The 26,843-nt window shown below is 70.1% G+C and carries 24 protein-coding genes; all 24 read right to left on the bottom strand.

Annotated elements, in window-relative coordinates; translation table 11 throughout:
* Positions 1–73: 73 nt before the first annotated feature.
* The 24 genes from DS837_RS08740 to DS837_RS08625 all read right to left on the bottom strand — a co-directional run bounded on the left by DS837_RS08740 (position 74) and on the right by DS837_RS08625 (position 26,799).
* Entirely contained in the window at positions 74–505 is a 432-nt protein-coding gene (locus tag DS837_RS08740; RefSeq protein ID WP_149164384.1) for a hypothetical protein, read from the bottom strand.
* A gap of 114 nt (positions 506–619) precedes the next feature.
* Positions 620–1,075, bottom strand: a complete 456-nt coding sequence (locus DS837_RS08735; RefSeq protein WP_149164383.1) for a putative toxin-antitoxin system toxin component, PIN family — start codon at positions 1,073–1,075, stop codon at positions 620–622.
* 24 nt (positions 1,076–1,099) lie between these two features.
* Positions 1,100–2,302 carry a PP2C family protein-serine/threonine phosphatase gene (locus tag DS837_RS08730; RefSeq protein WP_149164382.1) on the bottom strand — a complete coding sequence of 401 codons (1,203 nt, stop codon included), beginning with the start codon at positions 2,300–2,302 and terminating at the stop codon, positions 1,100–1,102.
* Complete coding sequence (locus tag DS837_RS08725; RefSeq protein ID WP_149164381.1) at positions 2,299–3,474, bottom strand: response regulator; 1,176 nt, start codon at positions 3,472–3,474, stop codon at positions 2,299–2,301. Before DS837_RS08725 ends, DS837_RS08730 begins: the two co-directional genes overlap by 4 nt.
* Positions 3,474–4,202 carry an ATP-binding protein gene (locus DS837_RS08720; protein ID WP_149164380.1) on the bottom strand — a complete coding sequence of 243 codons (729 nt, stop codon included), beginning with the start codon at positions 4,200–4,202 and terminating at the stop codon, positions 3,474–3,476. Before DS837_RS08720 ends, DS837_RS08725 begins: the two co-directional genes overlap by 1 nt.
* A 5-nt stretch (positions 4,203–4,207) precedes the next feature.
* Positions 4,208–4,513, bottom strand: a complete 306-nt coding sequence (locus tag DS837_RS08715; protein ID WP_014241675.1) for an STAS domain-containing protein — start codon at positions 4,511–4,513, stop codon at positions 4,208–4,210.
* A gap of 113 nt (positions 4,514–4,626) precedes the next feature.
* Positions 4,627–5,793 (bottom strand): methyl-accepting chemotaxis protein, encoded by a 1,167-nt coding sequence (locus tag DS837_RS08710; protein WP_149164379.1) that lies wholly within the window; start codon positions 5,791–5,793, stop codon positions 4,627–4,629.
* Positions 5,794–5,804: 11 nt separating this feature from the next.
* Positions 5,805–6,869 carry a protein-glutamate methylesterase/protein-glutamine glutaminase gene (locus DS837_RS08705; RefSeq protein ID WP_149164378.1) on the bottom strand — a complete coding sequence of 355 codons (1,065 nt, stop codon included), beginning with the start codon at positions 6,867–6,869 and terminating at the stop codon, positions 5,805–5,807.
* Between the two features lie 3 nt (positions 6,870–6,872).
* Positions 6,873–7,499, bottom strand: a complete 627-nt coding sequence (locus DS837_RS08700) for a chemotaxis protein (protein WP_014241672.1) — start codon at positions 7,497–7,499, stop codon at positions 6,873–6,875.
* A 3-nt stretch (positions 7,500–7,502) separates the two neighbouring features.
* Positions 7,503–8,423, bottom strand: a complete 921-nt coding sequence (locus DS837_RS08695) for a CheR family methyltransferase (RefSeq protein WP_149164377.1) — start codon at positions 8,421–8,423, stop codon at positions 7,503–7,505.
* Complete coding sequence (locus DS837_RS08690) at positions 8,420–11,347, bottom strand: methyl-accepting chemotaxis protein (protein ID WP_170295789.1); 2,928 nt, start codon at positions 11,345–11,347, stop codon at positions 8,420–8,422. Before DS837_RS08690 ends, DS837_RS08695 begins: the two co-directional genes overlap by 4 nt.
* Before the next feature lie 124 nt (positions 11,348–11,471).
* Entirely contained in the window at positions 11,472–12,029 is a 558-nt protein-coding gene (locus tag DS837_RS08685; RefSeq protein WP_149164376.1) for a chemotaxis protein CheW, read from the bottom strand.
* A gap of 10 nt (positions 12,030–12,039) precedes the next feature.
* The gene (locus tag DS837_RS08680) at positions 12,040–14,280 is read right to left on the bottom strand and encodes a chemotaxis protein CheA (protein ID WP_149164375.1); all 2,241 of its coding nucleotides are present in this window, start codon (positions 14,278–14,280) and stop codon (positions 12,040–12,042) included.
* Between the two features lie 30 nt (positions 14,281–14,310).
* Positions 14,311–14,688 (bottom strand): response regulator, encoded by a 378-nt coding sequence (locus DS837_RS08675; protein WP_014241666.1) that lies wholly within the window; start codon positions 14,686–14,688, stop codon positions 14,311–14,313.
* Positions 14,673–14,984 (bottom strand): STAS domain-containing protein, encoded by a 312-nt coding sequence (locus tag DS837_RS08670; protein WP_149164374.1) that lies wholly within the window; start codon positions 14,982–14,984, stop codon positions 14,673–14,675. The genes DS837_RS08675 and DS837_RS08670 overlap by 16 nt, the downstream gene beginning before the upstream one ends.
* Positions 14,985–15,164: 180 nt before the next feature.
* Positions 15,165–17,903, bottom strand: a complete 2,739-nt coding sequence (locus tag DS837_RS08665) for a sensor histidine kinase (protein ID WP_149164373.1) — start codon at positions 17,901–17,903, stop codon at positions 15,165–15,167.
* A 1-nt stretch (position 17,904) separates the two neighbouring features.
* Entirely contained in the window at positions 17,905–18,153 is a 249-nt protein-coding gene (locus DS837_RS08660) for a hypothetical protein (protein WP_211102148.1), read from the bottom strand.
* The gene (locus tag DS837_RS08655; protein ID WP_149164372.1) at positions 18,150–20,357 is read right to left on the bottom strand and encodes a 3'-5' exonuclease; all 2,208 of its coding nucleotides are present in this window, start codon (positions 20,355–20,357) and stop codon (positions 18,150–18,152) included. Before DS837_RS08655 ends, DS837_RS08660 begins: the two co-directional genes overlap by 4 nt.
* A complete protein-coding gene (locus DS837_RS08650; RefSeq protein ID WP_149164371.1) occupies positions 20,354–20,770 on the bottom strand; it encodes a response regulator transcription factor in 417 nt (138 codons plus the stop codon). The genes DS837_RS08655 and DS837_RS08650 overlap by 4 nt, the downstream gene beginning before the upstream one ends.
* Before the next feature lie 219 nt (positions 20,771–20,989).
* Positions 20,990–22,123, bottom strand: a complete 1,134-nt coding sequence (locus tag DS837_RS08645; RefSeq protein ID WP_170295788.1) for an SPOR domain-containing protein — start codon at positions 22,121–22,123, stop codon at positions 20,990–20,992.
* A gap of 181 nt (positions 22,124–22,304) precedes the next feature.
* Positions 22,305–23,222, bottom strand: coding sequence for an allantoinase PuuE (gene puuE, locus DS837_RS08640; protein ID WP_149164369.1), 918 nt, complete (start codon positions 23,220–23,222; stop codon positions 22,305–22,307).
* Between the two features lie 34 nt (positions 23,223–23,256).
* Positions 23,257–23,832, bottom strand: coding sequence for a septation protein A (locus tag DS837_RS08635; RefSeq protein WP_149164368.1), 576 nt, complete (start codon positions 23,830–23,832; stop codon positions 23,257–23,259).
* Positions 23,833–24,105: 273 nt separating this feature from the next.
* Positions 24,106–25,182 (bottom strand): lipid A deacylase LpxR family protein, encoded by a 1,077-nt coding sequence (locus DS837_RS08630; protein WP_149164367.1) that lies wholly within the window; start codon positions 25,180–25,182, stop codon positions 24,106–24,108.
* 87 nt (positions 25,183–25,269) lie between these two features.
* Positions 25,270–26,799, bottom strand: a complete 1,530-nt coding sequence (locus tag DS837_RS08625) for an AMP nucleosidase (RefSeq protein ID WP_149164366.1) — start codon at positions 26,797–26,799, stop codon at positions 25,270–25,272.
* Positions 26,800–26,843 lie beyond the last annotated feature (44 nt).

Raw genomic sequence — 26,843 nt, 5'->3', positions numbered from 1 at the left:
AACGATCTATTGCGGCGGGATTATTTTGTTTCCGGACACGTATTCTGTGAATCGGTCAGTGTTCGTGACTTGGTCAGCCATCCTCCCCCGACAATTCGCCGACCGCCTGCCGGGCGGCGCGCAGCAGGAGGGGATTCGGTTCGGACGGGCCGTCCTCTCCCTCTTCCTCCTCCCAGGCCCCCGGAGCGGCGCGGCGCTTCAGTTCGCGCGCGGCTTCGATCAGCAGATGGGCCAGTTTCTGGTCGGGCAGGGTCTGCGCCAGCGCCCGCAGCTCCGCGTTGGTCAGGGCCGCCGGGTCGAAGTCGGCGCGCGGCGCCATCGGGACGTGCGGCGGCGGGACGAGCGCGAGGGTCATCGGCGGCGGCGCCGATGGTGACGGAACGTCCTCCCGCACCACGTCCACGGCCACCGGCGCCGCCACGGTGGTGGCGCGGGACCGGCGCGCCGGCTTGCGCGCCCGCTCCGTCTCGGGCAGGCTGTCGAACAGGAGAGGTTGCGTGCTCATCCGGTCACCCGCGATCCGTTCACCGCTAGTTTGCGAAGTGTTCTCTTTTCATTCTAGAGAACGAAGAACGGAAGTCGAGTGGAAACTTTTTGGGCGGACCTGTGAAACGCGGAGTCAGCCGATCGCGTCCAGGAACCGTTCGGGGCGCAGGATGCGGGTACGGCCCACCTGGCGCACCGACAGAAGCTGCCGGTCCACCGTCACCAGCCAGTCGGCGTCGGCGGCCAGCGCCACGGCCAGGAACATGTCGTCGTCGGGGTCGCGGCACAGCCGCCCCACCGGGGCGGGCTCGACCCGCCGGGCCTCCGCGGCGAAGGCGGCCAGGAAGGCGGCGCGCTCCCCCGCCGGGCGGTAGCGGTCGAAGTCCGGGCGCATCAGCACCTCCCGCAGCTCCGCCAGCGTGGCGTCGGAGACGAAGGCGGCTCCCCGCACCCGCACCGCCTCGACGCTGCGCTGGATGGCCAGGCTGCGGCGGGGCACCTCGGCGCCCGACAGGGCGTAGCCGACGAGGATGTTGGTGTCCAGAACGGCCCGGAAAGATTGGGCGGCGTGGTGGGGGCTGGCGGTCATGCGCCCGTCGGTTCCATGCCCTGCTCAGCCCTTGCGGGTCAGCAGCAGCGCGGTCAGGTCGTCGTCGATCGGACCGACGGCGCGCAGGCGGTCCAGCAACCCGTCCAGGAAACGGCCGCCCTCGGTCTCGCCCATCCGCTCGGCGACCAGGGCGGCGAGGCCCGGCTCGTCCAGAACGTCGCTCCCGACCGGGATCTCGATGGCGCCGTCCGAATAGAGGAACAGGCGCCCGCCGGGGGGCAGGGGGAGGGAGCGCTCCTCATACTCCGCCGAGGCCAGCAGGCCGAGCGGCAGGCCGGCGCTGTCGCCCAGAAGCGGCGCGGCATCGCCGGGCGCCCAGACCATCGGGCGCGTGGACCCGGCCGAGGCGTAGACGAAGCGGTTCTCCGCCGGCTCGACCACCCCGGCCAGCATGGTGGCGAACTGCCCGTTGGGAAGCAGCGCGCACAGCCGCCGGTTGACGGTGGACAGGAACTCGGCCGGGGTCAGGCCGGACATGTCCATCTGCTGGCAGATCGCGTGCAGGCGGAAGGTGTTCAGCGCCGCCCCGACGCCATGGCCGGAGAAATCGACCATGTAGAGCATGGTCCGGCCCTGTCCCTGCACCTGTCCCTGTCCCGGCGCAATAGCGTCGTGCCGCAGGTCCCAGAAATCGCCCCCCAGCTCCGACGAGGGGGCGAAATGGGCGGCGATGCCCACCCCTGCCGCGGCCTCCACCTCGGCCAGCCGCTCCGGCGAGGGCATCAGCCGTTCTTGCATCTTGCGGGCGAGCGACAGTTCGCTCTCCGTCCGCTCGTGGAAGCGCTGGAGATCGTGCAGGAGGGCGCGGTTCTGCAGATGGATGCGCACGCGGGCCAGCAGTTCGACCGCGTTGATCGGCTTGGTCACGTAATCGGTGGCCCCGGCGGCGAAGGCCTTGGCGCGGTCCTCGGCCCGGTTCAGGCTGGACTGCACGAGGACCGGCAGATCCTTCCAGGCGGGGATCGCGCGCAGGCGCCGGCACATCTCGAACCCGTCCAGGTTCGGCATCATCAGGTCGAGCAGGATCAGGTCGGGCCGAAAGGCGTCCAGCCGGGCCAGCGCGTCGTTGCCGTCCTCCGCCATGTCGATGCGGGTGACGCCGCCGCGTTCCAGCAGGGCCTGGAGCAGGTGGCGGTTCACCCGGTTGTCGTCCACCACCAGGACGCGGGCCGTTTCCAGCCCCGGAACCTCCGGCAGGCTGTTCATCGCGCACCCCCGTGCCCGATCCAGACCAGCGTGTGGTCATCGAGCGGCACGTCGCCCTGGGCGGCGGCGAGCGCCGCGGTGACCGCCGTGAAGGCGTCGCCGCCGCTGCCGTCGGCCATGGCGTTCCGGACGGTGGCGCTCCGCAGCAGGGCGGCGAGGCCGCCGTTGCGCCCGCCCAGCGTCTCCAGCACCGCGGTGGAGTGCAGGACCAGCACGGACTTCGGCGGGAGGGGCAGGCTGCGCTCCTCGTAGTGCGCGCCGGTGGCGACCCCCACCGGCTGGCCGGCCCCCTCGCCGAAGACCAGCGGCGAGGGGGCCGGCGGTATCAAGACCGGCGGGGCTGCCGCCGCCGCCGCGTAGGTGAAGCGTTCCGCCGCGCCGTCCACCACCCCATAGATCACCGTGGCGTGCTGCCCAAGTTCCAGCAGGCAGACGGCCCGCTCGTTCAGTTCGGTCAGGAAGGCGCCGGGCCGCTCGCCGAGATGGGGGGCCAGCTCGTGGATCAGCGTGTGCATGCGGAAGGCGTTCAGCGCCGCCGACACGCCGCGCCCGGCCATGTCCAGCAGGAACAGCCCGAACCGCCCGCCGGCCAGCGGCAGCACCCCCCAGAGGTCGCCGCCGAGGTCGGAGGACAGCGCCGTGTGCGACCGCAGCGTCACCCCCGCGCTGTCCGTCAGCGTGGCGCACAGCGCCGGGGAAGGCAGCAGATGGTCGTACATGGAGCGGGCCATCGCCAGCTCCCCCTCGACCCGCGCCCGGTAGGTCTGAAGGTTGCGGATCAGCACCCGGTTCTGCAGGTGGATGCGCACGCGGGCGACCAGCTCCGTCCGGTCCAGCGGCTTGGAGATCAGGTCGGTGGTGCCGGCGGCGAAGGCGCGGTTGCGGTCGTCGCTGGACGACAGGGCGGTCTGCACCAGCACCGGCAGGTCGGCGTAGGCGTGGTCGGCGCGCAGGCGGCGGCACACCTCGAACCCGTCCATCCCCGGCATCATGATGTCGAGGATCAGCAGGTCCGGCGCCTCCGCGGCGATCTGGGCCAGCGCGTCGAAGCCGTCCTTGGCGTAGACGATGTTCTGGAAGCCGGCTTCGCTGAGCAGCGCGCCGATCAGTGTGCGGTTGAAGTCGGTGTCATCCACCACCAGGATGCGGCAGGCGGCGATGGCGTCGTCCATCAGAGGGGAAACCTCATGCGGATGCGGCGCCCGCCGTCGAGAAGCTGAAGCTCCTCGACGATGGCGGCGATCAGGTCCAGCCCGCGGCCCGAGGCGCCGTAGTCGATGCGCTCCGGCCGGGCGAAGCCGGTTCCCTCGTCGGCAACCTCGACCACCGCGCAAGCGCTCTCCAGCCAAGCGGCGACCTCGATCCGGCGGTCGGCGAAGGTGGGGTCGGCCATGCGCGCGGCCAGATCGTGGGAGAAGCGCTCCAGCGCCTCCACGCTCAGTCCCTTCATGCCTTCGACCTGGAGGTTGCCGTGCACCACCGCGTTGCTGATCGCTTCGTGCAGCGCCAGCTCCATGTCGTCGCGCTGGGCCTCCGGCATGGGATGCAGGGCGGCCAGCCCGTTCAGGACGCGGCCGGCGAGATGCAGGCGGTTGGCGGTCACCGTCGTCACGCAGGCGAACAGGTCGGCGCGGGCGGCGCGGTGCGCAGCCTCGACGATCTGGGCGTCGGACAGGCCGGCGACCTCGATCCAGGCCCCGAAGGGCCGCTGCCAGAACTCCGGCGCCTCCACGGCGCCGGCATCGCCCACCAGAAGCAGCACGGAGGCGCCGAACGCCTCCCCCGCCGGGGAGCCGGGCCGCCGGTGCGGAAGCCGAAGCGCCGCCGACAGCCGCTCCAGCCGGTCGGTCGGCACGCCCAGGCCTTGCAGGGCGGCAACGTGGGTGGGGGAGGGGACCAAGGGGATCAGTCCTCGATCGTGACGATCTTGTTGAGCTGGGCCACCGTCAGCACGCGCTTGACCTGCCCGGCGGCGGAGCGCAGGACGAGCTGCTTGTCCGCGTTCGCCATCTCCTCCCGCGCGATCAGAAGCATGCCGATTCCCGCCGAATCGACGAACTCCAGCGTGGAGAGGTCGAGCACCTGACGCTTGGCCTTGTTCTGCAGCATCTCCCGGATCAGGGCGCGCAGCTTGGCGTGGTCGTTGAATGTCAGGCGACCGCGCAACCGAACCAGGGTCTCCTGCTCCTTGTCCTCAATTCCGTAGTCCATCGGTCCGGTGTTCCTGAAGGGTGTTCCTGAAGGGGCATTGGGGCGGGTGGCCTTGTGCGGACCACGCCAGAATGGGGCAAGTCAGGCCGGGGATTCCACAGAATCCCTCGGCTTCAGAAAAGTTCGATGTCGCCGCCGGAACTGTCGTCCTGGCCGGCATCGACGTCAAGGACGCCATGCTCGTCCAGCGCCGTCCCTTCCAGCAGCAGACGGCGCACGAAGCGCTGGCGCATCTCGCTCAGCTTGAAGCGGCCCAGCAGCTCGTCGAGCCATTCCTGCGGAACCTGCGGCCCCAAGGAAGCGGGCATTTCGACGCGGGTGCGGTTTTCCAGCTCGTTCAGCCCTTCCGCCATGATGGCGAGGCTGTCGTTGATGGCCTCCAGCCGCTGCTTGGTCAGGTCCTGGAACTGCATCCCGGTGACCATGCGGCTGATGGTGGCGGACATGTCCGACGACACGGTCGCCGCCGTCTCCAGCACCGCCTGGAAGTGGTTGGTCTGGTCGACCAGGCTGTCCATGGTCTTGTCCACCCGCTCCTTGGCGAGCATCTGGGGGGACATGTCGGTGTCGGCGATCTGGCGCAGGATGTCGTGGCCGTTGCGCACGCCCTTGACCACCGCGGTGACCTTGGAGCGCATGCGGTCGGCCAGCGCCCCGGTGGAGCGGGAGAGGTGGCGCACCTCCTGCGCGACCACGGCGAAGGTCCGTCCGGCCTCGCCGGCGCGGCTCGCCTCGATGGTGGCGTTCAGCGCCAGGAAGTTGGTCTGGCGGTTGATGGCGTCGATGTCGCCGATCGACTTCTCCAGCTCCGCCACGTCCTTCTGCACGTCGTCCAGCAGATAGACCATGCTCATGGCGTGGCGGGACAGAATGACGATGTTGGAGATCATGTCCGCGATCATCTGCTGCATGCCGGTGACCAGCTGGTCCATCGGCACCCGCTCCCCGTCGATGGAGACGGAGCCGGCCATGCCGACGATCTCCTCCACCCGCTCCGACTGCTGCATGGCCTTCTCGGCCAGCTCGCGGAAGCGGGAGGAGAGGTCCAGCGTCGCGTCCTCGACCGTCGAGGAGGTGCGCGTCAGCTCGTTCTGCACCGCCTCCAGCGTGCGGCGCTGGATGTCGGCGTAGCCCATCCAGGTCGCCAGAAGCTCGCCGGTGACCGCGATCTTCTCGCCGATCTCGGGCAGGCTGTGCACGGGAGCGCCATCGTCGGGAAGGTCCGGCTTCTCCGGTTCCGGTCCGGCTTCCAGGCGGGGCGCGCGGCCGTAGAAAGACATGGTGCTGCTCCTCAGTTCGCGCGCGTGCGGTGTTCGCCGATGGCGTCGAACGCGCGCAGCATCTCGGCCGGTATCTGCGCCAGCGGCAGTTCGACGGCGACCGCCCCGGCGTCCCGGGCGGCGCGCGGCATGCCGTAGACGACGCAGCTCGATTCCTGTTCGCCGATGGTATAGGCCCCCGCATCGCGCATCGCCAGCATGCCCGAAGCCCCGTCGCGGCCCATGCCGGACAGGATCACCCCCACCGCGTTCGCCCCCGCCGCCTTGGCGACGGAGGAGAACAGCACGTCCACCGACGGGCGGTGGCCGCTGACCGCCGGGCCGTCCAGGATGTGGCAGGAATAGCCCTGGGCGTCGCGGATGATCACCAGATGCCGGTCGCCGGGGGCGATGTAGACCTTGCCCTGGACCAGCCGGGCGCCCTGGGTGGCGACCTCCACCGACGGCGGCGAGATGCGGTCGAGCCGGGCGGCGAAGCTGGGGACGTAGCTCGGTCCCATATGCTGGGTGATGACGATGGGCGGGCAGTCGGCGGGCATGACCGCCAGCACGTCGCGGATGCGCTCCACCCCGCCGGTCGAGGCGCCGATGGCGATGAAGCGGGTGCCCGACCCGGCGCGGCGCGGCGTCTGGAGGGGCGAGGCCGCGGGCCTGGGCCGCCGCATCGACAGGCGGGCGGTGGCGGCGATGCGGATCTTGCCGACCAGCTCGTGGGCCATCGCCTCGAAGCCGTGGCCCTCCGAGCCGTCGGGCTTGGCCACGCAGTCCACCGCGCCGATCTCCAGCGCGCGGATCGTCGCCTCCGACCCCTCCTGGGTCAGGGAGGAGACCATGACGACCGGCGTCGGGCGCAGCGTCATGATCTTCTCCAGGAAGGACAGCCCGTCCATCCGCGGCATCTCGACGTCCAGCGTGACGACGTCCGGGTTGGTCCGCTTGATGACGTCGCGCGCCTCGTAGGGGTCGCGGGCGACGCCGACCACCTCGATGCCGGGCTCGTCCGAGATGACGGCCTTCAGCATCTCCCGCATCAGGCTGCTGTCGTCCACGATCACGACGCGGATGGAGCGTGTCATGGCTCAGTCCTCCCCGAACAGTTCCACGTCGCCCTCGATCGGCTGGTGCCGCAGGCTGGAGCGGAAATGCAGTTCCTGGTTCGCCGTCTCCGACAGGGCTTCCGGCCGCAGCATCTTGCGCATGGCCTTGCCGGTGTGGGGGAAGTAGTGGATGCGCCGGGCCGAGGCGCCGCCGAGATCCTGGCCCATCAGCTTCAGCCCCTCCCGCCGCACGTAGTCGAGCGCGAAGGCGGCGTTGCGCTGGCCGACGTCGAAGCTGGAATCGATGACGCGGGCGCCGCCGAACAGCTTCACCTCCAGCCGCCCGCGCTGGGCACCGCGGGCCAGCAGGTCGTTGATCAGCCGCTCCATGGCGACCGAGCCGTAGCGTGCCGCCGCCCCGGTGCCGGCGTCCTCGGACTCCGGCACCTCAGGCAACAGGAAATGGTTCATGCCGCCGATCGCCGTCGCCGGGTCGTGGACGCAGGCGGCCACGCAGGAGCCCAGCGTCGTCACCATCATCACGTCCGAGCGGTCGCTGACCAGATGATGGCCCAGAAAGACCTTCATCGTGTGGGCGCGGAACTGCGGATGGAAGTAGCCGCCGGTCTGCCGGGCCTCCGCCGCGCGGCGGCTTGCGAATGCGGTCATGCGTCACAGCCTCCGGTAGATGGTGGGGCCGGTCTGGCGGAAGCGGTCCGACACGCCGTACAGGCTCTCCGAATGGCCGAGGAACAGATAGCCGCCGGGCTCCAGCATGCGGGCGAAGTTGCCGATGACCTGGGTCCGCCCGACGCGGTCGAAATAGATCAGCACGTTGCGGCAGAAGATCGCGTCGAACGGCCCCTTCATGGGCCAGTGCTCCAGCAGGTTCAGCGGCTTGAAGGTGATCAGCCGCTTCAGCTCCTCCTCCATCGCCACCATCGGCTCGCCGCCCTCGCGCTGGCGCCGGGTGAAGCGGTCGCGCAGCGGGGCCGGGATGCTGTTCGCCAGATCGGCGGGATAGACGCCGCGCCGGGCGGTGTCGACCATGTGGGTGTCGATGTCGGTCGCCAGGATGCGGGCGTCCCAGCGCCGCAGCTCCGGCCCGAAGCTGGAGGCCAGAACCATGGCGATGGTGTAGGGCTCCTGCCCGGAGGAGCAGCCGGCGGACCAGATGCGCAGCCGCGGGTGGGAGGACTCCCCGGCGTGGCGGGCGCGCATCTCCGGCACCGCGGTCTTCGCCAGGAAGTCGAAATGGTGCGACTCGCGGAAGAAGCTGGTCAGGTTGGTGGTCAGGGCATTGACCAGGAAGCCGACCTCGTTCGCCCCCTCCTCGCTCTCCAGCAAGGCGCAGTAGCTGTCGAAGTCGCCCAGGCGCAGGTCGCGCAGCCGCCGGGCGAGGCGGGAATAGACCATCTCGATCTTGTGCGGGGCCAGCGCGATCCCGGCGAGCTGGTAGAGCATGCGGGCGATGAAGTCGAAGTGCCGCCGCTCGAACGGGAACTCCCGCCGGCCGGAGGTCGCCGCGGGGACGGCGCCGCGGTCAGCCGCCTCTAAGGCCGCATCGGGGGAAGGGCTGGGGGTCGCGGTCATGCCGCCCGCCCGCGGGCCTGGGCCCGCGCTTCGCTGGCGAGTTTGTCCAGCAGGCCCAGCACGATGCCCGACAGCCGGTCGAGATCGGCCAGGGCCTGGGCCTCGGCGTCGTCGTCCCCCTGCTCATGGGCGCGCAGGGCGCGCTTGCCGGCTTCGTGGAAGCGGGCGTGCGGCTCGGCGATCCGGTCGAAGGACGGGCAGGAGCGCACGGCGGCGTCGCTCACCGTGTCGTACCACTTGCCCAGGCGGCAGCCGTGATGGTCGGCCAGCCGATCCGCGGTGGCCTCGCCGTGGCCCTGGACGGTCTTCAGCACGGTGTCGCGGAAGGTCACATGGTCGATCTTGGTGTTCTCGATCAACTGGATGTGGCGGGCCAGCTCGGACCCGCCGTGGCCGTGGCCGGCGTCCAGCGAGAAGAAGGCCATCTGCTGGCGGAGCTGCCCGGCCTGCTCCTCCAGCGAGCGGGCGGCGGCGGTGCTTTCCTCGACCAGCGCGGCGTTCTTCTGGGTCATCTCGTCCATCTGGGCGACGGCGGTGTTGACCTCGTCCAGGCCGGACGCCTGCTCGGCCGTGGCCCGGGCGATCTCCGACACGAGGTCGGCGACCCGCGCGATGCCCGCCACGATGTCGGTCAGCGAGGAGCCTGCGGAGCGGACCAGCTCCACCCCGTCCTTGACCTGCGCCCCGCTGTCGAGGATCAGCGTCTTGATCTCCTTGGACGCCTGGGCCGAGCGCTGGGCGAGGTTGCGCACCTCCTGCGCCACCACGGCGAAGCCGCGGCCCGCGTCGCCGGCCCGCGCCGCCTCCACCGCCGCGTTCAGCGCCAGCAGGTTGGTCTGGAAGGCGATCTCGTCGATCACCCCGATGATGTCGGAAATCTTCTGCGACGAACGCTCGATCCCGCGCATCGCCTCCACGGCGCTGGCGGCGACCTGACCGCCCTTCTCGGCGGCGCGGCGGGCGTCGTTGGCGAAGGCGTTGACCTGCTGGGCGTTGTCGGCGTTGGAGCGGACGGTGGCCGCCAGCTCCTCCATGCTCGCCGCCGTCTCCTCCAGCGAGGAGGCCTGCTGCTCGGTCCGCTCGGACAGGTCGAGGCTGCCGTCGGCGATTTCGCGGCTGGCCGCGGCGATGGACTCGGCGGCGCCGTTGATGCGGCGGACGATCTCCGACAGCTTTTCCGCCGTGCCGTTGAAATCGTCCTTCAGGCGCAGGAACACGCCCTCGTACGGCTTGTCGATGCGCCGCGACAGGTCGCCCTGCGACAGCGATTCCAGCATGGCGGCCAGATCCTCGGTCACGCCGGAGACGTTGGCGGCCAGCCGGTTCATGCCCTCGCTGACCAGCCGGAAGAAGCCGGTCTTGCCGTCGAGCGCGATCCGCTGGGTGAAGTCGCCGCGCACGGCGCTGTCCACCATGGCGGCGATCTCCGCCTCGATGGACAGCTCGGCGGTCAGGTCGCGCCATTCGACGACGAGGCCCAGCTTCTCGCCGTGGCGCCCGGCGACCGGGCTGGCGGTGATCTCGAAGCTGCGGCGGCCCGCCTTGACCATGCCCTTGTGGGGGCTGGCGAGGTCGGTCAGGCTGGAGCGCAGGCGCGGGGCCTCGGTGTCGAGCGCGTCGAGAGTCTTCCCGATCAGCCCGGCGGCGTCGAAGGCGGGCAAGGCCTTGCGCAGGTCGCTCTCGGCGGCCTTGAACATCGCCAGGGCGGCGGCGTTGCAATAGGTGACGGTCCCGTCCTCGCCCACCGTCATGATGCAGGACGACACGCGGTCGAGCGCGATCCCGGCCCGCACCGCGGTCACCGCGTCCTCCTTGAAGGCGGCGACGGCGCGGGCCATCGCGCCCAGCTCGTCGCGCCCGTCGGTGTGGGGGACGGTGACCGACAGATGCCCGTCGCTGAGGTCGGTCATCACCTTGCGGATGCCCTGGACCGGGCCGGTGATGGAGCGGGCGATGACCTGCGCGGCGCCGATGCCCAGCAGCAGCGACAGACCACCCAGGACCAGGGCCAGCAGGACGCTGTTCTCCACCTCCGTCTCGGCGCGGGTCTCGATCCCCTTCTGCTCGGCGTGGATGGTGGTGGCGATTGAGTCCAGCGTCGCGGTCAGGGCGGTGACGATCTTGGCGACGATCTCGGCGCGCAGGCGGTCGATCTCCTTGTCGGCGGCGACGGCGTCGCGGAAGGCGGTGCGGTAGCCCGGCGCCCGCTCCGCCACCTCGCGCAGCATCGCCGCCACGCGGGGTTCGGTCAGCAGGGCCTGCGCCTCGCGCACATGCTCCAGCATCTCGTCCAGGTTCTTTTCCATCGGCCCTGCTGCGGCGGCATCGCGCATGCCGAGCGTGCGGTTGGCGAAGAGGCGGGTCAGCACCCAGTGCTTCTCCATTTCTTCCCCGACCAAGGCGGCGTCCTTGTCGCCGGTGGCCTGGGCGCCCTCGACGATGCGCTCCAGCGTCTCGGTGATCTGGGTGCCCAGCGGGTCCATGGTCTGGCGGATGGCCGCGTCGTAGCGGTCGCGGACGACGCGGATCGCCTCGAACTGGGTGTGGTATTCGGTGTGCAGCCGGGCCAGCTCGGCGAAGGCCGCCGCCTGGCTGGAGCGCTGGATGGCCGCGCCGTGGGCGGCCAGCGCCTGATCGAACTCGGTGCGCAGCGCCCGCTGGCGGTTGAGCGCGGCGGGATCGCCGGTGACCAGATAGTCGCGCCCGTGGATGCGCTGGTTGGCGAGGCGGGCCGAGAGGTCCTTGGCGAAGGTGGCGAGTTCACTGCCGGTGAGCACCGCGTCGACGCTGCCGTTCAGGCTGCGGATGCTCAGCAGGCTGGCGGCGACCTGGGCGGCCAGCAGGGCGAGCAGGAGCGCGAAGGCCAGCCACAGCCGCTTCGAGATGCCCATCGACCCAACGAACGAACCGACGCCTTTCGCCATGCCATCCCCCTTGCCCGCCGTGTCGTACCGGCGTCAGCCCTTATTTGAAACAAAACCGTGTGAAAAGCCGCGACATGACGCACCCCCGTCGGCGCCTGGTGTGGGCACCTCCGTGGGGCGCTGTTCAGGACGCCCGCTCCAGCGCCGGCAGGGCCTTGGTCGCCGAGTCCAGCTCGCTGTTCTCGACGGAGAACAGCTTCTCGACGCTCAGCAGCGTGACCATGCGGTCGTCGGCGGTGTAGAGGCCGCTGAGATACTCGGCGTCGACCATGCCCCCGTCCACGTCGGGTGGCGGCTTGATGGCGTCGTGGCCGATCGCCAGGATGTCGGAGATGGCGTCGACCAGGATGCCGCGGGTGCGCTCTCCCACCTGGATCACCACCACGACGTGGCGCTTGGTGACCGACGTGGCGCCGCCGCCGAAGCGGGCGCGCAGGTCGAAGATGGGGATGATGATGCCGCGCAGGTTGATGACGCCGCGCACATAGTCCGGCAGGTTCGGCAGGCGGCTTTCCGGCGTCCAGCCGCGGATCTCGCGGACCGACAGGATGTTGACGCCGTACTCCTCGCTGCCGACGGTGAAGGTGACGTACTGCTCCTCGGCGGCGTTGACCGCCATGACGTCGTTGCGCGCGTCGGTGCGGATACCGCCGACGGTGGCGAGCGCGGTGGAACTGCTCATCGCTGTGGCCTCAGACCGGTTCGAGTGCGGGTGCGGGCAGCGCGGCCACCGGCGGAGACGGCGGACGCGGCGCCCTGGAATCCATGTGCCGGCTCATCTCGCGCAGGCCGGCGACGTCCAGGATCAGGGCGACGCGGCCGTCGCCCAGGATGGTCGCGGCGGCCACGCCGTCGAGGCGGCGGAAGTTCGCTTCCAGGCTCTTGATGACGACCTGCTGCTGGCCCAGCACCTCGTCCACGACGAGGCCAAGGCGGGCGCCGTCTTCCGTCTCCACCAGAACGACCAGCGCGTGGGTGGGGTCGGCGACGGCGCCGGGGATGCCGAACAGCTGGTGCAGGTAGACCAGCCGCACATACTCGCCGCGGGCCATCATCACGTCGCACTTGCCGACCAGCCCGTGCAGGTCCGCCGCCTTGGGGCGCAGGCTCTCCACGATGTTGGTCAGAGGCAGAACGAAGCGCTCCTCGCCGACGGAGATCACCATGCCGTCGAGCACCGCCAGGGTCAGCGGCAGCGACAGCACGAAGCGCGAGCCCTCGCCCGGCGTGGAGTAGACGCCGATGCGCCCGCCGAGCGAGGAGATGTTCCGCCGCACCACGTCCATGCCGACGCCGCGGCCCGACAGGTTGGACACCTGATCGGCGGTGGAGAAGCCGGGCAGGAAGATCAGGTTGTCGATCTCCTCGTCCGACAGGGTGGCGCCCGGCTGGACGAGCCCCTTCTCGATGGCCTTGGACAGCACCTTGGGCCGGTTGATGCCGCGCCCGTCGTCGGTGATCTCGATGACGATGCGGCCCGAGCGGTGCTGCGCCGACAGATGCACGGTGCCGGCCCGCGGCTTGCCGACGCGCTCCCGCTCCTCCGGCCCCTCCAGCCCGTGGTCGATGGAGTTGCGGATCATGTGGGTCAGCGGATCGACGAGGTTCTCCACCACCGTCTTGTCCACCTCGGTCGTCTCGCCGCTGGTGACGAGCTGGACCTCCTTGCCCGTCGTGGCGGCGCATTCGCGGACCAGCCGCGGCATGCGGGAGAAGACGCTCGACACCGGCTGGGCGCGGATCGACATCACGCTCTCGCGCAGCTCGCGGGTGTGCTGGGCCAGCTGCTCCAGCCCTTCCAGAAGCTCCTGGAACTCGCCGGGGGGCAGCTCGCGCACATGCTCGGCGATCATCGCCTGGGTGATGACCATCTCGCCGACCATGTTGACCAGCCGGTCGATCTTGTCGAGATCGACGCGGATGGTGTGGCTGGTCAGCCCGGCATGCTCCGCCCCGCCGCCGTTGGGGCGCGGGCGGGCGGCTTCGGCTTTCGGGGTTTCAGCCCCAGGGGCTTTGGGGGGCGCTTCGGGGACCGCGGCGACCACCGCCGGCGGGGTGGCGACGGGCACCGGATCGGTGACCGGAGGCGGTGCTTCGGGGGCGGCGGGCGGCGGGGCCTCCGCGGTGATGCGGATGTCGCAGTCGTCGGCCACGAACTCGAAGACGTCGTTGATCTTGTCCAGATCGACGTCCGGATCGGCGATCAGCGTGACCGTCCAGGAGAGGTGGAGAAGCTCCGCCTCCAGGTTCTGGAGGTTGGGCAGGGCGTCGGTGTGGCACTCGACGGTGGCGTCGCCCAGCCGGCGCAGCGCGCGCAGCATGAAGGCCGGCTCGTTGCCCGACATCAGCAGGTCGGACCGCGGCCGGAAGACGATGGTCCAGCGCAGCTTGCCGGGGGGAACCGGGTCCTCCTCCGCACGGGCGGCGGCGATGGCGGCCATGGCGTCGCCGAACAGCCCGGCCTCGTCGTCCTCGTCGTCGGCGTAGACGGGGGCGGGTGCCGGGGCGGTGGGGGCAACCGCCGCCGGAGCCTGGGCCTGCGGAGCGCCTCCCGACAGGTGGCGGCGCAGGGCGGCCACGGTGCCGTCGGTGGTCCCCGCCGGGGCGAGGTCGCCCTCGCGCGCGTAGGCCAGCATCTGGCCCAGCAGGTCGTTGGCGCGGATCAGCGTGTCCACCAGCTCGGTCGTGACGGGGACGGTGTTGTTGCGCACCCCGTCCATCACCGTCTCGAACTCGTGCGCGAAGGCGACCAGTTCGGTGAAGCCGAAGGCGCCGCCGCCGCCCTTGATGGAATGGACGGCGCGGAAGATGGCGTTGACCTCGTCGGAATCGACCTCGCCCGGGGTCAGCCGCAGCAGGCCGGCCTCGGCGACCTCCAGCAGCTCCGCGCTTTCGTCGAAATAGGTTTGCTTGAACCGGCTCAGGTCTTCCACGGGCGCCCCCTCACAAGCCAGGATGCGGCGTCAGCCGCACACCTTCTGCACGACGGAGATCAGCTTCTCCGGATTGAAGGGCTTCACGATCCAGCCGGTCGCCCCCACCGCACGGCCTTCGGACTTCTTCTTCTCGTCGGCCTCGGTGGTCAGCATCAGGATGGGCAGCGTGCGGTGCGCCGGGGTGGCGCGCAGGCGGCGGATCAGGGTCAGCCCGTCCATCACCGGCATGTTCAGGTCGGTGATGACGAGGTCCACCTTGTTGGCGCCGATGACGCCCAGCGCCTGCTGGCCGTCGGCGGCTTCGACCACGTCGTAGCCGGCGCCCTTCAGCGTGAAGGAGACCATGTCCCGCATGGTCCGCGAATCGTCGACGGTGAGTACCTTCTTCTTCACGCTTGGCTCCATTGCTTCAACCAGCCGTCCAGCCCCAGATCCTCGCAGGCTTCCGCCAGGACCTCGGACGGCTGGGCGATGGCGAATGTGCGGTTCTGTTCGGCGGCGTGCCGGGAGGCGACCAGAAGCGCCTGGACGCAGGCGGTGCTGACCCGCTCCACCGCCGCGGCCTCGGCGATGACCGTCTCGGAGGCGGCGAAGCCGGCGCGCAGGCTGTCCAGCAGGGGCTGCGCCATGGCGAGGTCGAGATCGCTGGGCAGGCCCAGGCGCACCGTCCCCCCCTCGTCGCTCCATTTGATCAAGGTCACCGTTCGTCTCCTTGCAACCCGACCGGGCAACGCCCCGTCCGGGAGACCGATCATGTCCGGCATTTGGTAAAAAACCTGCCTGAAACACGTATAAGGATTCGTTAAGGCAACTGGACTGACCTGTGTCAACCAGGGGTGTCATCGGGCGGGGCGTCCCGATTGTTTCGTCTTCCGATTGATTCAGGGCGCCGCTTCCACACGCGCTTCCGCCAACGGCACGGTGAAGGCGAAGGTGGAGCCGGCGCCGGGGACGCTCTCCACCCAGATGCGCCCGCCGAGATGCTCGACGATGCGCTTGCTGATGGCCAGCCCCAGCCCGGTGCCCTGCGGCTTGTCGGTCATGGTGTCGCCGACCTGCCGGAAGCGGTCGAAGACGATGGCCTGATGCTCCGCGGCGATGCCGGGGCCGCTGTCGGTGACCGACACGCGCAAGGCCTCGCCTTCCACGGCCACGGACAGCGAGGCCCGTCCGCCCGCCGGGGTGAACTTCGCGGCGTTGGATAGCAAATTCACCGCCACCTGCACCAGCCGGTCGTGGTCGCCGCGCACCGGCGGCAAGCCTTGCGGGATGGTGACGGCCAGAGCGATGCCGCGCTCGTGGAACAGCCGGGCGGTGGCCGCCGCCGCCTGCTCCAGCACGGCGCCGAGGTCCATCGGGCGGACCTGCCAGTCGATCTCCCCGGCCTCGATCTTCGCCATGTCGAGGACCTGGTTGATCAGGCGGGTCAGCCGCTCGCTCTCGGTGATGACGAGGCCGAGGAACTCCTGCCGCTGCTCCAGCTCGATGTCGGGGTTGTCGTGCAGCACCTCCGTCAGGGCGCGGATGGAGGTCAGCGGCGTGCGCAGCTCGTGCGTCACGGTGGACAGGAACTCGTCCTTCAGCCGGTCCAGCTCCGTCAGCCGTTCGTTGGCGGCGCGGAGCGCGGCGGAGGCGCGCTGCAACTCCGCCGTCTTGTGTTCGAGCTGGCGGCTGTATTCGATGACGTGGCTGGTCTCGTCGAGCATCCGCATCAGTTCGGGGTAGCTGACCTCGCCGCCCTCCACCGCGGAGGCCAGCGCCACCCGCGCCGAGGCGGCGCCGATCGCCCCGGCGAGCAGCCGCTCGGCGTAGCGCACCAGCTCCGCCCCGGCCCGGCGGTCCGGCTCCAGCGGCCCGTTGCGGCGGACATGCTGGGCGAAGGCCGCCTCGGCGCGCTGCGGACCGAGGAAGCGCGCGACGATGCGCTGCAGATCGCCGACCGTGGCGGTGCCGCGCCAGACGCCGGTGGGCAGGGGGGTGTCGCGGTGCTGGAACACCTCCACGAAGGCGGTGGCCTGCGCCCGCTCGCCCAGGCCGGGCCGGTCGAGCAGGGAGACCACCACGTAGAGGCCGATGTTCAGCAGCATGCTCCAGAACAGCGTGTGGGTCAGCGGGTCCATCCCGTCGAGCCCGAACAGCGCGTAGGGCCGCAGCAGGGCGACGCCCCACGGCCCCTGGTCGATGAAGGCGGCGGGCAGCCAGCCGGAGCGCGCGAAGCTGGGCAGCAGCAGCGTGTAGGCCCAGGTCAGGATGCCGGTGCCGAGGCCGGCCAGCGCGCCGCGCCGGGTCGCCCCCGCCCAATAGACGCCGCCGATCAGCGCCGGGGCGAACTGCGCCACCGCGGTGAAGGAGATCAGGCCGATGGCGCTCAGCGCGTAGGCCGAGCCGGCGATGCGGAAATACAGGTAGCCGAGCAGCAGGATCGCCACGATGGCGGCGCGCCGGATGGTCAGCAGCAGCGGCGACAGGTCGTGCAGCCGCTCCAGCCGGGCGCTGCGGGCGCGCAGCAGCAGCGGCATCACGATGTCGTTGCACACCATGGTGGAGAGCGCGATGGCCTCGACCACGATCATGCCGGTGGCCGCCGACAGCCCGCCGATGAAAGCGAGCAGGGCCAGCCACTCGTTCCCGGCGGCCAGCGGCAGCGCCACCACGAACATGTCCGGGTCCACCGCCCGGTCGGGAAAGCGCATCAGCCCGGCCACCGCCACCGGCAGGACGAACAGGTTGATCAGCAGCATGTAGAGCGGAAACAGCCACAAGGCGCGGGTCAGGTGCCGCTCGTCCACATTCTCGATCACCGTCACCTGGAACTGGCGGGGCAGGCACAGCACCGCCGCCATCGACAGCAGCGTCATGGTCAGCCACGACCCGTCGGCCAGCGCCGGGGCGGAGGTGTAGAGGGCCTGGATCTCCGGATGCTCGGCGGCCGTGGCGAACAGTTCGGTGGGGCCGTCGTGCAGCCCCCAGACCACCGCCGCGCCGACCGCCAGGAAGGCGACCAGCTTGACCACGGATTCGAAGGCGATGGCCGCCACCATGCCCTCGTGATGCTCCGCCGCGTCGATGTGGCGCGTGCCGAAGATGATGGCGAAGGCCGCCATGACGACCGCCACGTAGAAGGCGTTGTCCAGGACGACGGGCAGGGACAGGCCGCCGGTGGCGCCGGACGGGTCGGTGCCCCACAGCACGTCGAAGCTGACCGCCACGGCCTTGAGCTGCAGGGCGATGTAGGGCGTCACCCCGATCACCGCGGTCAGCGCCACCAGCCCGCCCAGCCCCTGGCTGCGCCCGTAGCGGGAGGCGATGAAGTCGGCGATGGAGGTGATGCGCTGTGCCTTGGCGATGCGCAGGATCTTGCGCAGCACCAGCGGCCCCAGCAGCATCAGCAGGGTGGGTCCGAGATAGATCGGCAGGAAGCCGATGCCCAGCGACGCCGCCCGCCCGACCGAGCCGTAGAAGGTCCAGGTGGTGCAGTAGACCGCCAGCGAGAGCGCGTACACGTACGGCGACGCGATGACGCTGCGCCCGGCGTCCGCCCGTCGGTCCGCCCACCAGGCGATGGCGAAGAGGAGGAGCAGGTAGGCGAAGCTGGCGGCGACAATGGCGGGCCAGGGCATGTCACCGCCCCCCGCGTTCCAGAAGCACCGCCGACAGCGCGATCACCCCGCCCCACACCCCTAGGGCGTACACGTACAGCAGCGGCAGGCCGAACAGCGTGTCCCCGGCGCCGAAGACGCGCAGCAGCGGCGGGTTGAAGGCGACGACGCCGAACAGGAACAGCGCGATCAGGCGGTCGGCGCCCGCCCGACGCGGTGGAGGGGGTGCGGGGTGCGGGGAAGCGGGGTGCAGGGTTGGTCCCCCGGTCAAAAGGCGCGCTCCCGCGCCGCCAGCTCGACGATGATGTTGGCGCCGCGGATGGCGTCGTCGAGCGTGCGGACGTCGCGTTCCTTGAGCATCTCGACCATGCGCAGGAAGACCGCGGCGGTGACGAGGCTGTCGCCCAGCGCCGTGTGGCGGTCCACCACCTCGATCCCCAGCCGTTCGGCGATGCCGTCCAGCGTGTGGTCGCCGCCCTCGCCGAGCAGCATCCGCGACAGCAGCATGGTGTCGAGCACGGGGCTGTCGAAGCGCACGCCCGAGGCCCGTTCCTTCATCTTCAGGAATTTCAGGTCGAAGGCGGCGTTGTGGGCGATCAGCACCGCCCCCGACACGAAGCCGCGGAACTGCGGCAGCACCTTGTCGATGGTCGGCTTGTCGGCCACCATCGCGTCGGTGATGCCGTGGAAGGGGATCGATTCCGCCGGGATGCTCCGCTTCGGGTTGACCAGCGTGTTGAAGGTCTCGCCGGTCAGGATGCGCCCACCGACGACGCGCACGGCGGCGATCTGGATGATCTCGTCGCCGGTGCTGGGCGACAGGCCCGTCGTCTCGGTGTCGAAAACCACGTAATGGAGCTGGTCGAGCGGTGTGCGGCCAAGCTCGCTGGTCGCCAGCGGCTGGTGCAGCAGGTTGAAGTCGAAGAATTCCGGCCGCGCCCCGCCGCGCGCCGCGGTGTGGGCGGACGGCGGCTTCAGCGCGGGCGGCAGCGGCACGCGCAGGCGCGACAGCAGCTCGCCTTCCGATCCCGGTCCCTTCACCGGCTCGCTCCACATCGTGCTCTTGTGGTGCTGCAGCACGTCGCCGACCGTCAGGCCGCCCAGCGCGTCGGGCAGCGGGTGGTCGAGCCAGCTGTCCACGATGCCGCTGGGCACCGACGGGCCGCGCCAGGTGATGTCCAGATAGACCCAGCTGTCCCCGGTCTCCACCGACAGGTCGTAGGCGGGAACCCCGGTCAGCGCGTAGACGTATTCGATCAGATAGCCGAACAGGATGACGAGGCTGTAGCTGTCGCCGTGCACCCATTGCGGCAGGCCGGTCAGCGTCACGCCGTACTGCGCCTCCGGCCCGACCCGGTGGCGGATCAGGTTGATGAGGTTGGTGGAGTGGATGTCGCTCATCGGCCAGGAGCCGGTGACGACGCTGCGGTACTCGTTGGTGACGCGGGCCAGCCGCTCCGACAGCGTGTTGGACGACTCCATCAGCGCGGCCTGGAAGGCGGCGCGCTCCTCCGGCCCCAGCTCCGGCGTGTCCTCCAGCGTCTCCAGCACGGCGCGCAGGTTGGCGATGGGGGCGCAGAAGCCCTCCGTCGCCTCGCGCAGCAGGGCGTCGCGCTGGCCGAGCGCGGCCAGTTCGCTGGTCGCGTCGGACAGGGTGATGACGTAACCGGTGATCGTCGGCAACTCGTCCGAGCCCTCCGGCGGGTCCTGCAGGATGGCGCTCATGCGCCCGGCCAGCAGGATGCGCCCGTCGGTGGTGGCGCCGACGAACTGGGCGGTGGTGCCGTGCTCGTGGTTGACGTGCCGCCCCTCGCGCACGCGCAGGGTCAGCCGCTCCAGCGTGTGGATCACCGGCTCCGCCACCACAAAATGCAGCAGGGAGCGGCCCAGCCCGAGGTCGCCGGCCAGTTGCAGGATGTCGAGCGCCGTCTGGTTGTAGAGTAGGATCTGGTGCTTGAGGTTGCAGACCAGGACGCCTTCATGCAGGTCGCGCAGGACGGCGGCCAGCCGGGTCTTCTGCTCCTCCGCCTTGGCGGTCGACTCCGCGACGGTGCGAGCGGTGTCGCGGCGGGCGGCGGACAGCTTGTCCGACAGCTCGTTGACCGCCTTGGCCACCGGGGCGAGATCGCCGTAGCGCGCCAGCGGGATGCGGGCGCCGGTCTTGCCGTCCGCCGCGCCATGGGCGATCAGCCCGGCCTCGCGGCTCAGCGTTTCCGAGGCGCGCAGCAGCCGCCGATCGACCAGCCCCCACAGGCCCCAGACCGCGGCGGTGACGGCGGCGGTCATGGTGACGGCGTAGGTGACGAAGGCGTTGGGGTCGCCGTTCGCGCCGAAGCCGACCGCGGCCCCCACCGACAGCAGGGGCAGGCCGACGCCGGCGGCGCGGAAGGCCAGCGGGATGATCCGGCGCGGCTCCGCTGGGGCGGTTGCCGGAGCGGCGGTTCCTGCACTTCCGGTGGTCGCCGGGGCGCTCATGGTTGAGGCTCCGCGGCCCCGCCCGGCGCGCTGTCCTGGTTGCTTTCGGGGTTCAGGTACTTGCGGACGGTGGTGACGAGGTCGCGGGTCGAGAAGGGCTTGGTGATATAGTCGGTGGCGCCCAACGCCATGCCCTTCTGCCGCTCCACGTCGCGGCTCTTGGCCGTCAGCATGATGATGGGCAGCGACTGGTAGGCGGGGTCGGCGCGCAGCGACTGGCAGACGTCGAACCCGTCGCGCCGCGGCATCATGGCGTCCAGCAGAATTAGGTCGGGCGTGCTTTCCGCAACCGATTCAAGGGCTTCCTCGCCATTGCGGGCGATGCGCACGGCAAAGCCCGCCTTCTGCAAGAGGACCTGCAGGGAGAGGACGATGCTGGGCTCATCGTCGGCGACCAGGATCGTCGGCTTCATACCAGGGTTTCCTCCGGTTCGCCGGTCTGATGCGCCGGCTTCTTGCGGCTGCGCTTGTTCTAATATGCGTGCCTGTTCAATCCCATGTTAGCGGCAAGGATAAGCACAGATCAAGACGAAGCCCGCCCGCAATACCGAAATTGCGGGCGGGCATTCCGAAAGGAAAGAAGCGGAATAGACGGGAGCGACAGTTTGTCGCGGCAGCGCCGTTGCCTGCGGTCAGCGCGTCGAGACGACGATGGGCTGCGCTTCCACCTTGCCCTTCAGCGACGCGGCGGCCTGACGGGCGGCGGCGGTGTCGGCATAGCCGCCGACGCGGACGACGTGCCAGGACCGCTGCTCGGCGTCGGTCCAGTCCAGCGCGTAGGCGTTGAAGCCGAGACCGCGCAGGCGGCGGACCAGCCCTTCCGCGTTGTCGGCCTGCTGGAAGGACCCGACCTGCACGGTGTAGCGCCCGTCCGGAGGAGCAGCGGCGGCGGGCGGCGGCGTCAGCACGCCGGACGATGGAGCCGTGGCGGGCGGCGTGGAGGCGGTCTTGGGCGCCGGCTTGGCAGGCTGCGGCGCCGGGCGCGTTGCGGCGGCCGGGCGCTGGGCCGCGGCCGGCGGGGGCGGGGCCGACAGCATGGCCTGAAGTTCCGCCGTTTCCGTAGCCTTGGCGGGGGCCGGTGCCTTGATGGGTTCGGCCGGGGGCGCCGTCAGGGTCGAAGCCGGCGGATGCGTCGGGGCTTTCGCGCTCTCCACCGTTTCCACGGGGTGCGGCGCGGGGACGGGGTCGGCCGGCTTGGTGACGGTGGGAGCGGGCGATGGCGGAGCCGGTGGCTCCGGCACCTTCAGCGCCGGCGGCGGGATCTGCGGCAGCGCCATGGGCGGCGTGGCCACGGTGGGCGGCGCGACGATGGTCTGCGTCTGCATCGGCGCCTGCTGGGGCGGTGCAGGAGCGGGCGCTGCGCGGGTGATCAGCGGTTCCGGCTTTGCCGGAGTCACGGTGCCGGGCGAAGCGCCGCCGGGGGCCGGTGCGCTTGGGACGGCGGTGATGAGCGGTGCGGGGGGTGCGGACGGCGCCTCCCCGCCCTGGTCCAGCATCACGACGACCGCGCCGATGCCGATGGCGGCGGCGAGCGCCGCGGCGATCTTGCCGATGGGCAGATGCCGCTCCGCCTTCCGCCCGGCGTCCGGGGACAGGAGATCGTCCTCTTCCGCCGGGTCGGCCTTGAGGTCATCGTTGAGGGCGCGCAGAAGGCGGGCGATGTCGTCCCGGGCCTCTCCCCCATCGTCGGCGGGGGCATCCGCCATGGGGCGCGCCTTGTGATCCGCCGTCCGACCGGCGGCCTTCATCTCATCCTTGAACGTCACGGCGGCGTGCGCACCCAGTTGAAGATCGCAAGAAGTCGGCAGTCACGGGGACGCGGCTTCGAAGGGCCGCGCCACGATCCAAAGACCTTCTACTGTATTTCGACGTTGGTTCAAACGCCGATGCGACGAATTGGCGTGAGAAAGTTGGGCCGGGAGCGCGCCCGGGACGCCCTTTCCCGGCTCAGGCCGCCGGTCGGTAGGGGTGCTCGGCCATCCAATGGCGGGCGATGTCGAGCCGGGTGGCGACCCACGCCTTGTCGTGACCCCGCACATAATCGAGGAAGCGGGCCAGCGCCGCGGCGCGCCCCGGGCGCCCGACCAGACGGCAATGCAGCCCGACCGACATCATCTTCGGCTGGTCTTCGCCTTCGGCGTAGAGCACGTCGAAGCTGTCCTTCAGATAGGTGAAGAACTGCTCGCCGGTGTTGAATCCCTGGTTGGTTGCGAAGCGCATGTCGTTGGCGTCGAGCGTGTAGGGCACGATCAGCTGCGGCCGGCCGAAGCGGTCGTCCCAATAGGGCAGGTCGTCGGCGTAGCTGTCGGCGTTGTAGAGGAAGCCGCCCTCCTCCGACACCAGCTTCCAGGTGTTGGGGCTGCACCGCCCGAGATACCAGCCGAGCGGGCGGGAGCCGGTGACGCGGGTGTGGATCTCGATGGCGCGCAGCATGTGCTCGCGCTCCACCGCCTCCGGCAGATGCTGGTAGTCGATCCAGCGATAGCCGTGGGTGGCGATCTCCCACCCGGCGTCCTGCATGGCGCGGACGGCGTCCGGGTTGCGCTCCAGCGCCATGGCGACGCCGTACACGGTCACCGGCAGGCCGCGCTCCGTGAACATCCGGTGCAGCCGCCAGAAGCCGGCGCGGGACCCGTACTCGTAGATCGACTCCATGTTCATGTGCCGCATGCCGACGATGGGCTGGGCGCCGACGATCTCCGACAGGAAGGCCTCCGACGCGGCGTCGCCGTGCAGGACGCAGTTCTCCCCGCCCTCCTCGTAGTTGATGACGAACTGCACCGCCACCCGCGCCCCGCCCGGCCAGTAAGGGTGCGGCGGACGGGGCCCGTAGCCGATCAGGTCGCGCGGGTAGTCGTGTGACATGGTGGGGGCGCTCCGTCAGGGAGGAGGGGGACGGTCAGGAGGCGGAGGTGGAGGACTTCTCGACCGGCGGCTCCTCCGGCACCTGATGGCGCAGGATCAGCGGGGCCTGGAGGGCGCTGAACAGCAAGGTCAGCGGCATGATGCCGAACACCTTGAAATTCACCCAGGCGTCGGTGGACATGGTGCGCCACACCACCTCGTTCAGCACGGCCAGCAGCAGAAAGAACCATGCCCAGCGGATCGCCAGCGTGCGCCACCCCGCGTCGGACAGGTTCAGCACCGACCCCAGGACATGCTTCAGCACGTTGCGCCGCGTCAGATGCGCCGCGAACAGGACCGCGGCGAACAGCAGGTTGACCAGCGTCGGCTTGATCTTGATGAACAGGTCGTCCTGAAGCCACAGGGTCAGCCCGCCGAACAGCAGGACGAAGCCCGCCCCGACCACCGGCATCACCGGCACCTTGCGTTCGAACCGCCAGGAGACCAGCACGGAGATGCTGATCGCCACCATGAAGACGGCGGTGCCGATCATGATGCCGGCCTGGGAATTGGCGATGAAGAAGGCCGCCAGCGGGCCGGCTTCGATCAGCAGTCGGGCGTATTGGTTCATGACCCTCACATAGACCGAACCGGGCTTGGGATAAAGTGAATCCCTCTCCCGTCCCGGGAGAGGGTGGCCCATAGGGCCTCTCGCACTGGCCGAAGGCCAGCGCTGACGGCGTCAGGCGGATGACGATGGCATCCGCTGAGAGCCGGGTGAGGGTATTGCGAGGATCAAGGCACTGATCCTTGGCGGTACCCTCACCCTCCCACCGCTTCGCGGTGGGTCCCTCCCTCTCCCGGGGCGGGAGAGGGATCGAAGGCCGAGGGCATATGGAGGCGGTCAGAACCGGTAGGAGGCGCGGATCGAGCCGTAGTTGGTGTAGGATTTCTGCCCCTCGAACTCCGGCGACAGGAAATTCTGGGCGTAGGAGATGCCGAACCGGTCGTAGCGCAGCGTCACGCCCAGCTGGAAGGCGGCGATGAAGTTGTTTTTGTCCACCGACCGGCTGTCGCGGAAGCTGTTGCCATCGAGGAAGATGTTGCGGGCGACGGCGCGCCCCTCCGCCCCGGCATAGACGTACCAGGAGAAGGGCGGTCGCGGCGCCCCCGCGGCCACACTGTCCTGATAGGGGATGCTGGCGGTCGGGCGCAGGATCAGCGCGCCGACCGGCGGCGCCATGTTGCCGCCCAGCCGCATCGTGACGCCGGCCCCGCCGAAGGTCAGGACGTTGCCGACGCTGCCGGCGACGTGGGGGCTGATGTCCGCCTCGAAGGGGCCGATGCGCGTCGGGCGCTCGGCGCGCCAGACATGCTCGTAGCTGAGGATGATGCCCGGCTCGTTCTTGAGCTGGTAGTCCCAGCCCTCCGGCCAGCGGGCGCCGGGCACGATGCGGTGCACCGTCTTCTGGGTCTGCTCCGCCAGCGATGCCGGGCCGACCATGCCGAGGTCCAGGTCGATGCGGTCCACCTGCCGCGTTTCTTCCGAAATCACCGACAGGCGGCCGTACAGCCAGCCGGCGTAGGGGCGGTCGGTGGCGTCGGGGATCGGCTTGGTGATGTCGCTGGGGGTGTACATGTTCTGGCCGAAGGCGATGCCGTAGCGCCGCACCCCATGCTCCCCGATCCAGGGGACGAGGTTGGCCAGCCAATCGATGTTGCCGTAGGTCGGGCGGTCGCCGGAGACGTAGTAGAACTGGACTCCGTTCGTGTAGTAACGGTCCGTCCCGCCGCCGAACAGGTCGTTGTCGACCCAGAAGCCGATGGACGGGCCGGACCGGGGCGTGGTTTCCGCTGGCGGAGTGGTGTCCGTGTTCGGGACGCTGTCGGTTTTCGGAACATTGTCCTGGGCCAGCACCGGTCCCGTCGCCAGTCCGAGTGAAAGGGCGGCGATGACGCTCCAACCTGCACGCACGGCCATAATCGTCCAGTTTCCTTGTTGCCGGGCATCCTAAGATAGTACGCAGCCGCCCTTCGGCGCCTGCACTTTCGGATGAGGCAAGATGGCTTACTGGAAGGCGGCCTCGGCGAAGCTGCGCAGCTTGCGGGAATGCAGGGTTTCCATGCCGTGCTCGCGCAGAAGCTCCATGGCCAGCACGCCGATCTTCAGATGCTGGTCCACCCGCTCGCGGTAGAAGCGGTCGGCCATCCCCGGCAGCTTCAACTGCCCGTGCATCGGCTTGTCGGAGACGCAGAGCAGCGTGCCGTAGGGAACGCGGAAGCGGAAGCCGTTGGCGGCGATGGTGGCGCTTTCCATGTCCAGCGCGACGGCGCGGCTCTGGCTGAAGCGCATCAGCGGCTCGCGGTGGTCACGCAGTTCCCAGTTGCGGTTGTCGATGGTCGCCACGGTGCCGGTGCGCATGATGCTCTTCAGCGCGTAGCCGGACAGGCCGGTCACCCGCTCCACCGCCGTCTCCAGGGCGCGCTGCACCTCGGCCAGCGCCGGGACGGGCACCCAGGTCGGCAGGTCGGCGTCCAGCACATGGTCGTCGCGGACATAGCCGTGGGCCAGCACATAGTCGCCCAGCCGCTGCGTGCTGCGCAGCCCGGCGCAGTGGCCCAGCATGATCCAGGCGTGCGGGCGCAGCACGGCGATGTGGTCGGTGATGGTCTTGGCGTTGGACGGGCCGACGCCGATGTTGACCAGCGTGATGCCGTTGCCGTCCGGGCGGGTCAGGTGGTAGGCGGGCATCTGCGGCAGGCGGAGCAGCCGCGCGCCGTTGGTGGGCGCCTCGCCGGGATTGCCCCCCAGATTGGCGTTATGGGCGATGATGCCGCCGGGCTCGACGAAGCGGTCGTACTGGCTGCGGTAGGCGGCCAGCTCGGGATCGGAGGCCGGCTCCATGATCTCGCGGGCCATGCGGATGAACTCGTCCACGTAGAACTGGTAGTTCGTGAACAGGACGAAGTTCTGGAAGTCCTCCGGCGCCGTCGCTGTGTAGTGGCGCAGCCGGTGCAGTGAGAAATCCACACGCGGTGCGGTGAACAGGGCCAGCGGCTTCACCGCGTCCAGCGACTCCTCGTAGGTGCCGTTGACGATGGTGTCGTCCATGCGGGCGAGGTCGGGCAGGTCGAACAGGTCGGGCAGGCCGGCCAGCCGCTCCGGCGTCAGGTCGCCCTCGACGTGCATGCCCTGGGGGAAGGCGAAGTGGATCGGGATCGCCTCGTCGCTGATGCCGACCTCCAACGGAACGCCGTGGTTGCGCAGCAGGAGCGAGAGCTGTTCGCGGTAATAGCGGTCGAACAGGTCGGGGCGGGTCAGCGTCGTGGCGTAGGTGCCCGGCCCCTCGACGAAGCCGTAGGCCAGCCGCGTGTCCACCGTGGCCGCCGAGGCGGTGGAGAGCCGGACATAGGGGTAATGGGCCTGTTCCCGCCGTCCGCCGTCCGAGCCACGGGTGAAGGCGGCGAAGCGGTCGCGCAGATAGGCGGTGTTGCGGTCGTAGAGGTCCTTGACGAGGGCCAGGGCGGCGTCCGCGTCGGTGAAGCGCTCGACAGGACCGGGAGGAACGGGGGAGGGGGAGGTCTTGGCAGCCGTCATGGTCTTCAGATAGGGCTTGGGCGAAGCGGCCGGAAGTCCCTTTC

The organism is Azospirillum brasilense, assembly GCF_008365405.1.
Taxonomy (GTDB): domain Bacteria; phylum Pseudomonadota; class Alphaproteobacteria; order Azospirillales; family Azospirillaceae; genus Azospirillum; species Azospirillum brasilense_D.
Note: the sequence above shows the minus strand (reverse complement) of the source record. Positions and strands in the feature narration are given on the sequence as shown.

What these genes read in the sequence shown, in the direction of transcription:
- DS837_RS08740 (WP_149164384.1), bottom strand. Translation starts at nt 505, where the DNA reads ATGAGCACGCAACCTCTCCTGTTCGACAGCCTGCCCGAGACGGAGCGG.
- DS837_RS08735 (WP_149164383.1), bottom strand. Translation starts at nt 1,075, where the DNA reads ATGACCGCCAGCCCCCACCACGCCGCCCAATCTTTCCGGGCCGTTCTG.
- DS837_RS08730 (WP_149164382.1), bottom strand. Translation starts at nt 2,302, where the DNA reads ATGAACAGCCTGCCGGAGGTTCCGGGGCTGGAAACGGCCCGCGTCCTG.
- DS837_RS08725 (WP_149164381.1), bottom strand. Translation starts at nt 3,474, where the DNA reads ATGGACGACGCCATCGCCGCCTGCCGCATCCTGGTGGTGGATGACACC.
- DS837_RS08715 (WP_014241675.1), bottom strand. Translation starts at nt 4,513, where the DNA reads ATGGACTACGGAATTGAGGACAAGGAGCAGGAGACCCTGGTTCGGTTG.
- DS837_RS08710 (WP_149164379.1), bottom strand. Translation starts at nt 5,793, where the DNA reads ATGTCTTTCTACGGCCGCGCGCCCCGCCTGGAAGCCGGACCGGAACCG.
- DS837_RS08705 (WP_149164378.1), bottom strand. Translation starts at nt 6,869, where the DNA reads ATGACACGCTCCATCCGCGTCGTGATCGTGGACGACAGCAGCCTGATG.
- DS837_RS08700 (WP_014241672.1), bottom strand. Translation starts at nt 7,499, where the DNA reads ATGACCGCATTCGCAAGCCGCCGCGCGGCGGAGGCCCGGCAGACCGGC.
- DS837_RS08695 (WP_149164377.1), bottom strand. Translation starts at nt 8,423, where the DNA reads ATGACCGCGACCCCCAGCCCTTCCCCCGATGCGGCCTTAGAGGCGGCT.
- DS837_RS08690 (WP_170295789.1), bottom strand. Translation starts at nt 11,347, where the DNA reads ATGGCGAAAGGCGTCGGTTCGTTCGTTGGGTCGATGGGCATCTCGAAG.
- DS837_RS08685 (WP_149164376.1), bottom strand. Translation starts at nt 12,029, where the DNA reads ATGAGCAGTTCCACCGCGCTCGCCACCGTCGGCGGTATCCGCACCGAC.
- DS837_RS08675 (WP_014241666.1), bottom strand. Translation starts at nt 14,688, where the DNA reads ATGGAGCCAAGCGTGAAGAAGAAGGTACTCACCGTCGACGATTCGCGG.
- DS837_RS08665 (WP_149164373.1), bottom strand. Translation starts at nt 17,903, where the DNA reads ATGCCCTGGCCCGCCATTGTCGCCGCCAGCTTCGCCTACCTGCTCCTC.
- DS837_RS08655 (WP_149164372.1), bottom strand. Translation starts at nt 20,357, where the DNA reads ATGAGCGCCCCGGCGACCACCGGAAGTGCAGGAACCGCCGCTCCGGCA.
- DS837_RS08650 (WP_149164371.1), bottom strand. Translation starts at nt 20,770, where the DNA reads ATGAAGCCGACGATCCTGGTCGCCGACGATGAGCCCAGCATCGTCCTC.
- puuE (WP_149164369.1), bottom strand. Translation starts at nt 23,222, where the DNA reads ATGTCACACGACTACCCGCGCGACCTGATCGGCTACGGGCCCCGTCCG.
- DS837_RS08635 (WP_149164368.1), bottom strand. Translation starts at nt 23,832, where the DNA reads ATGAACCAATACGCCCGACTGCTGATCGAAGCCGGCCCGCTGGCGGCC.
- DS837_RS08630 (WP_149164367.1), bottom strand. Translation starts at nt 25,182, where the DNA reads ATGGCCGTGCGTGCAGGTTGGAGCGTCATCGCCGCCCTTTCACTCGGA.
- DS837_RS08625 (WP_149164366.1), bottom strand. Translation starts at nt 26,799, where the DNA reads ATGACGGCTGCCAAGACCTCCCCCTCCCCCGTTCCTCCCGGTCCTGTC.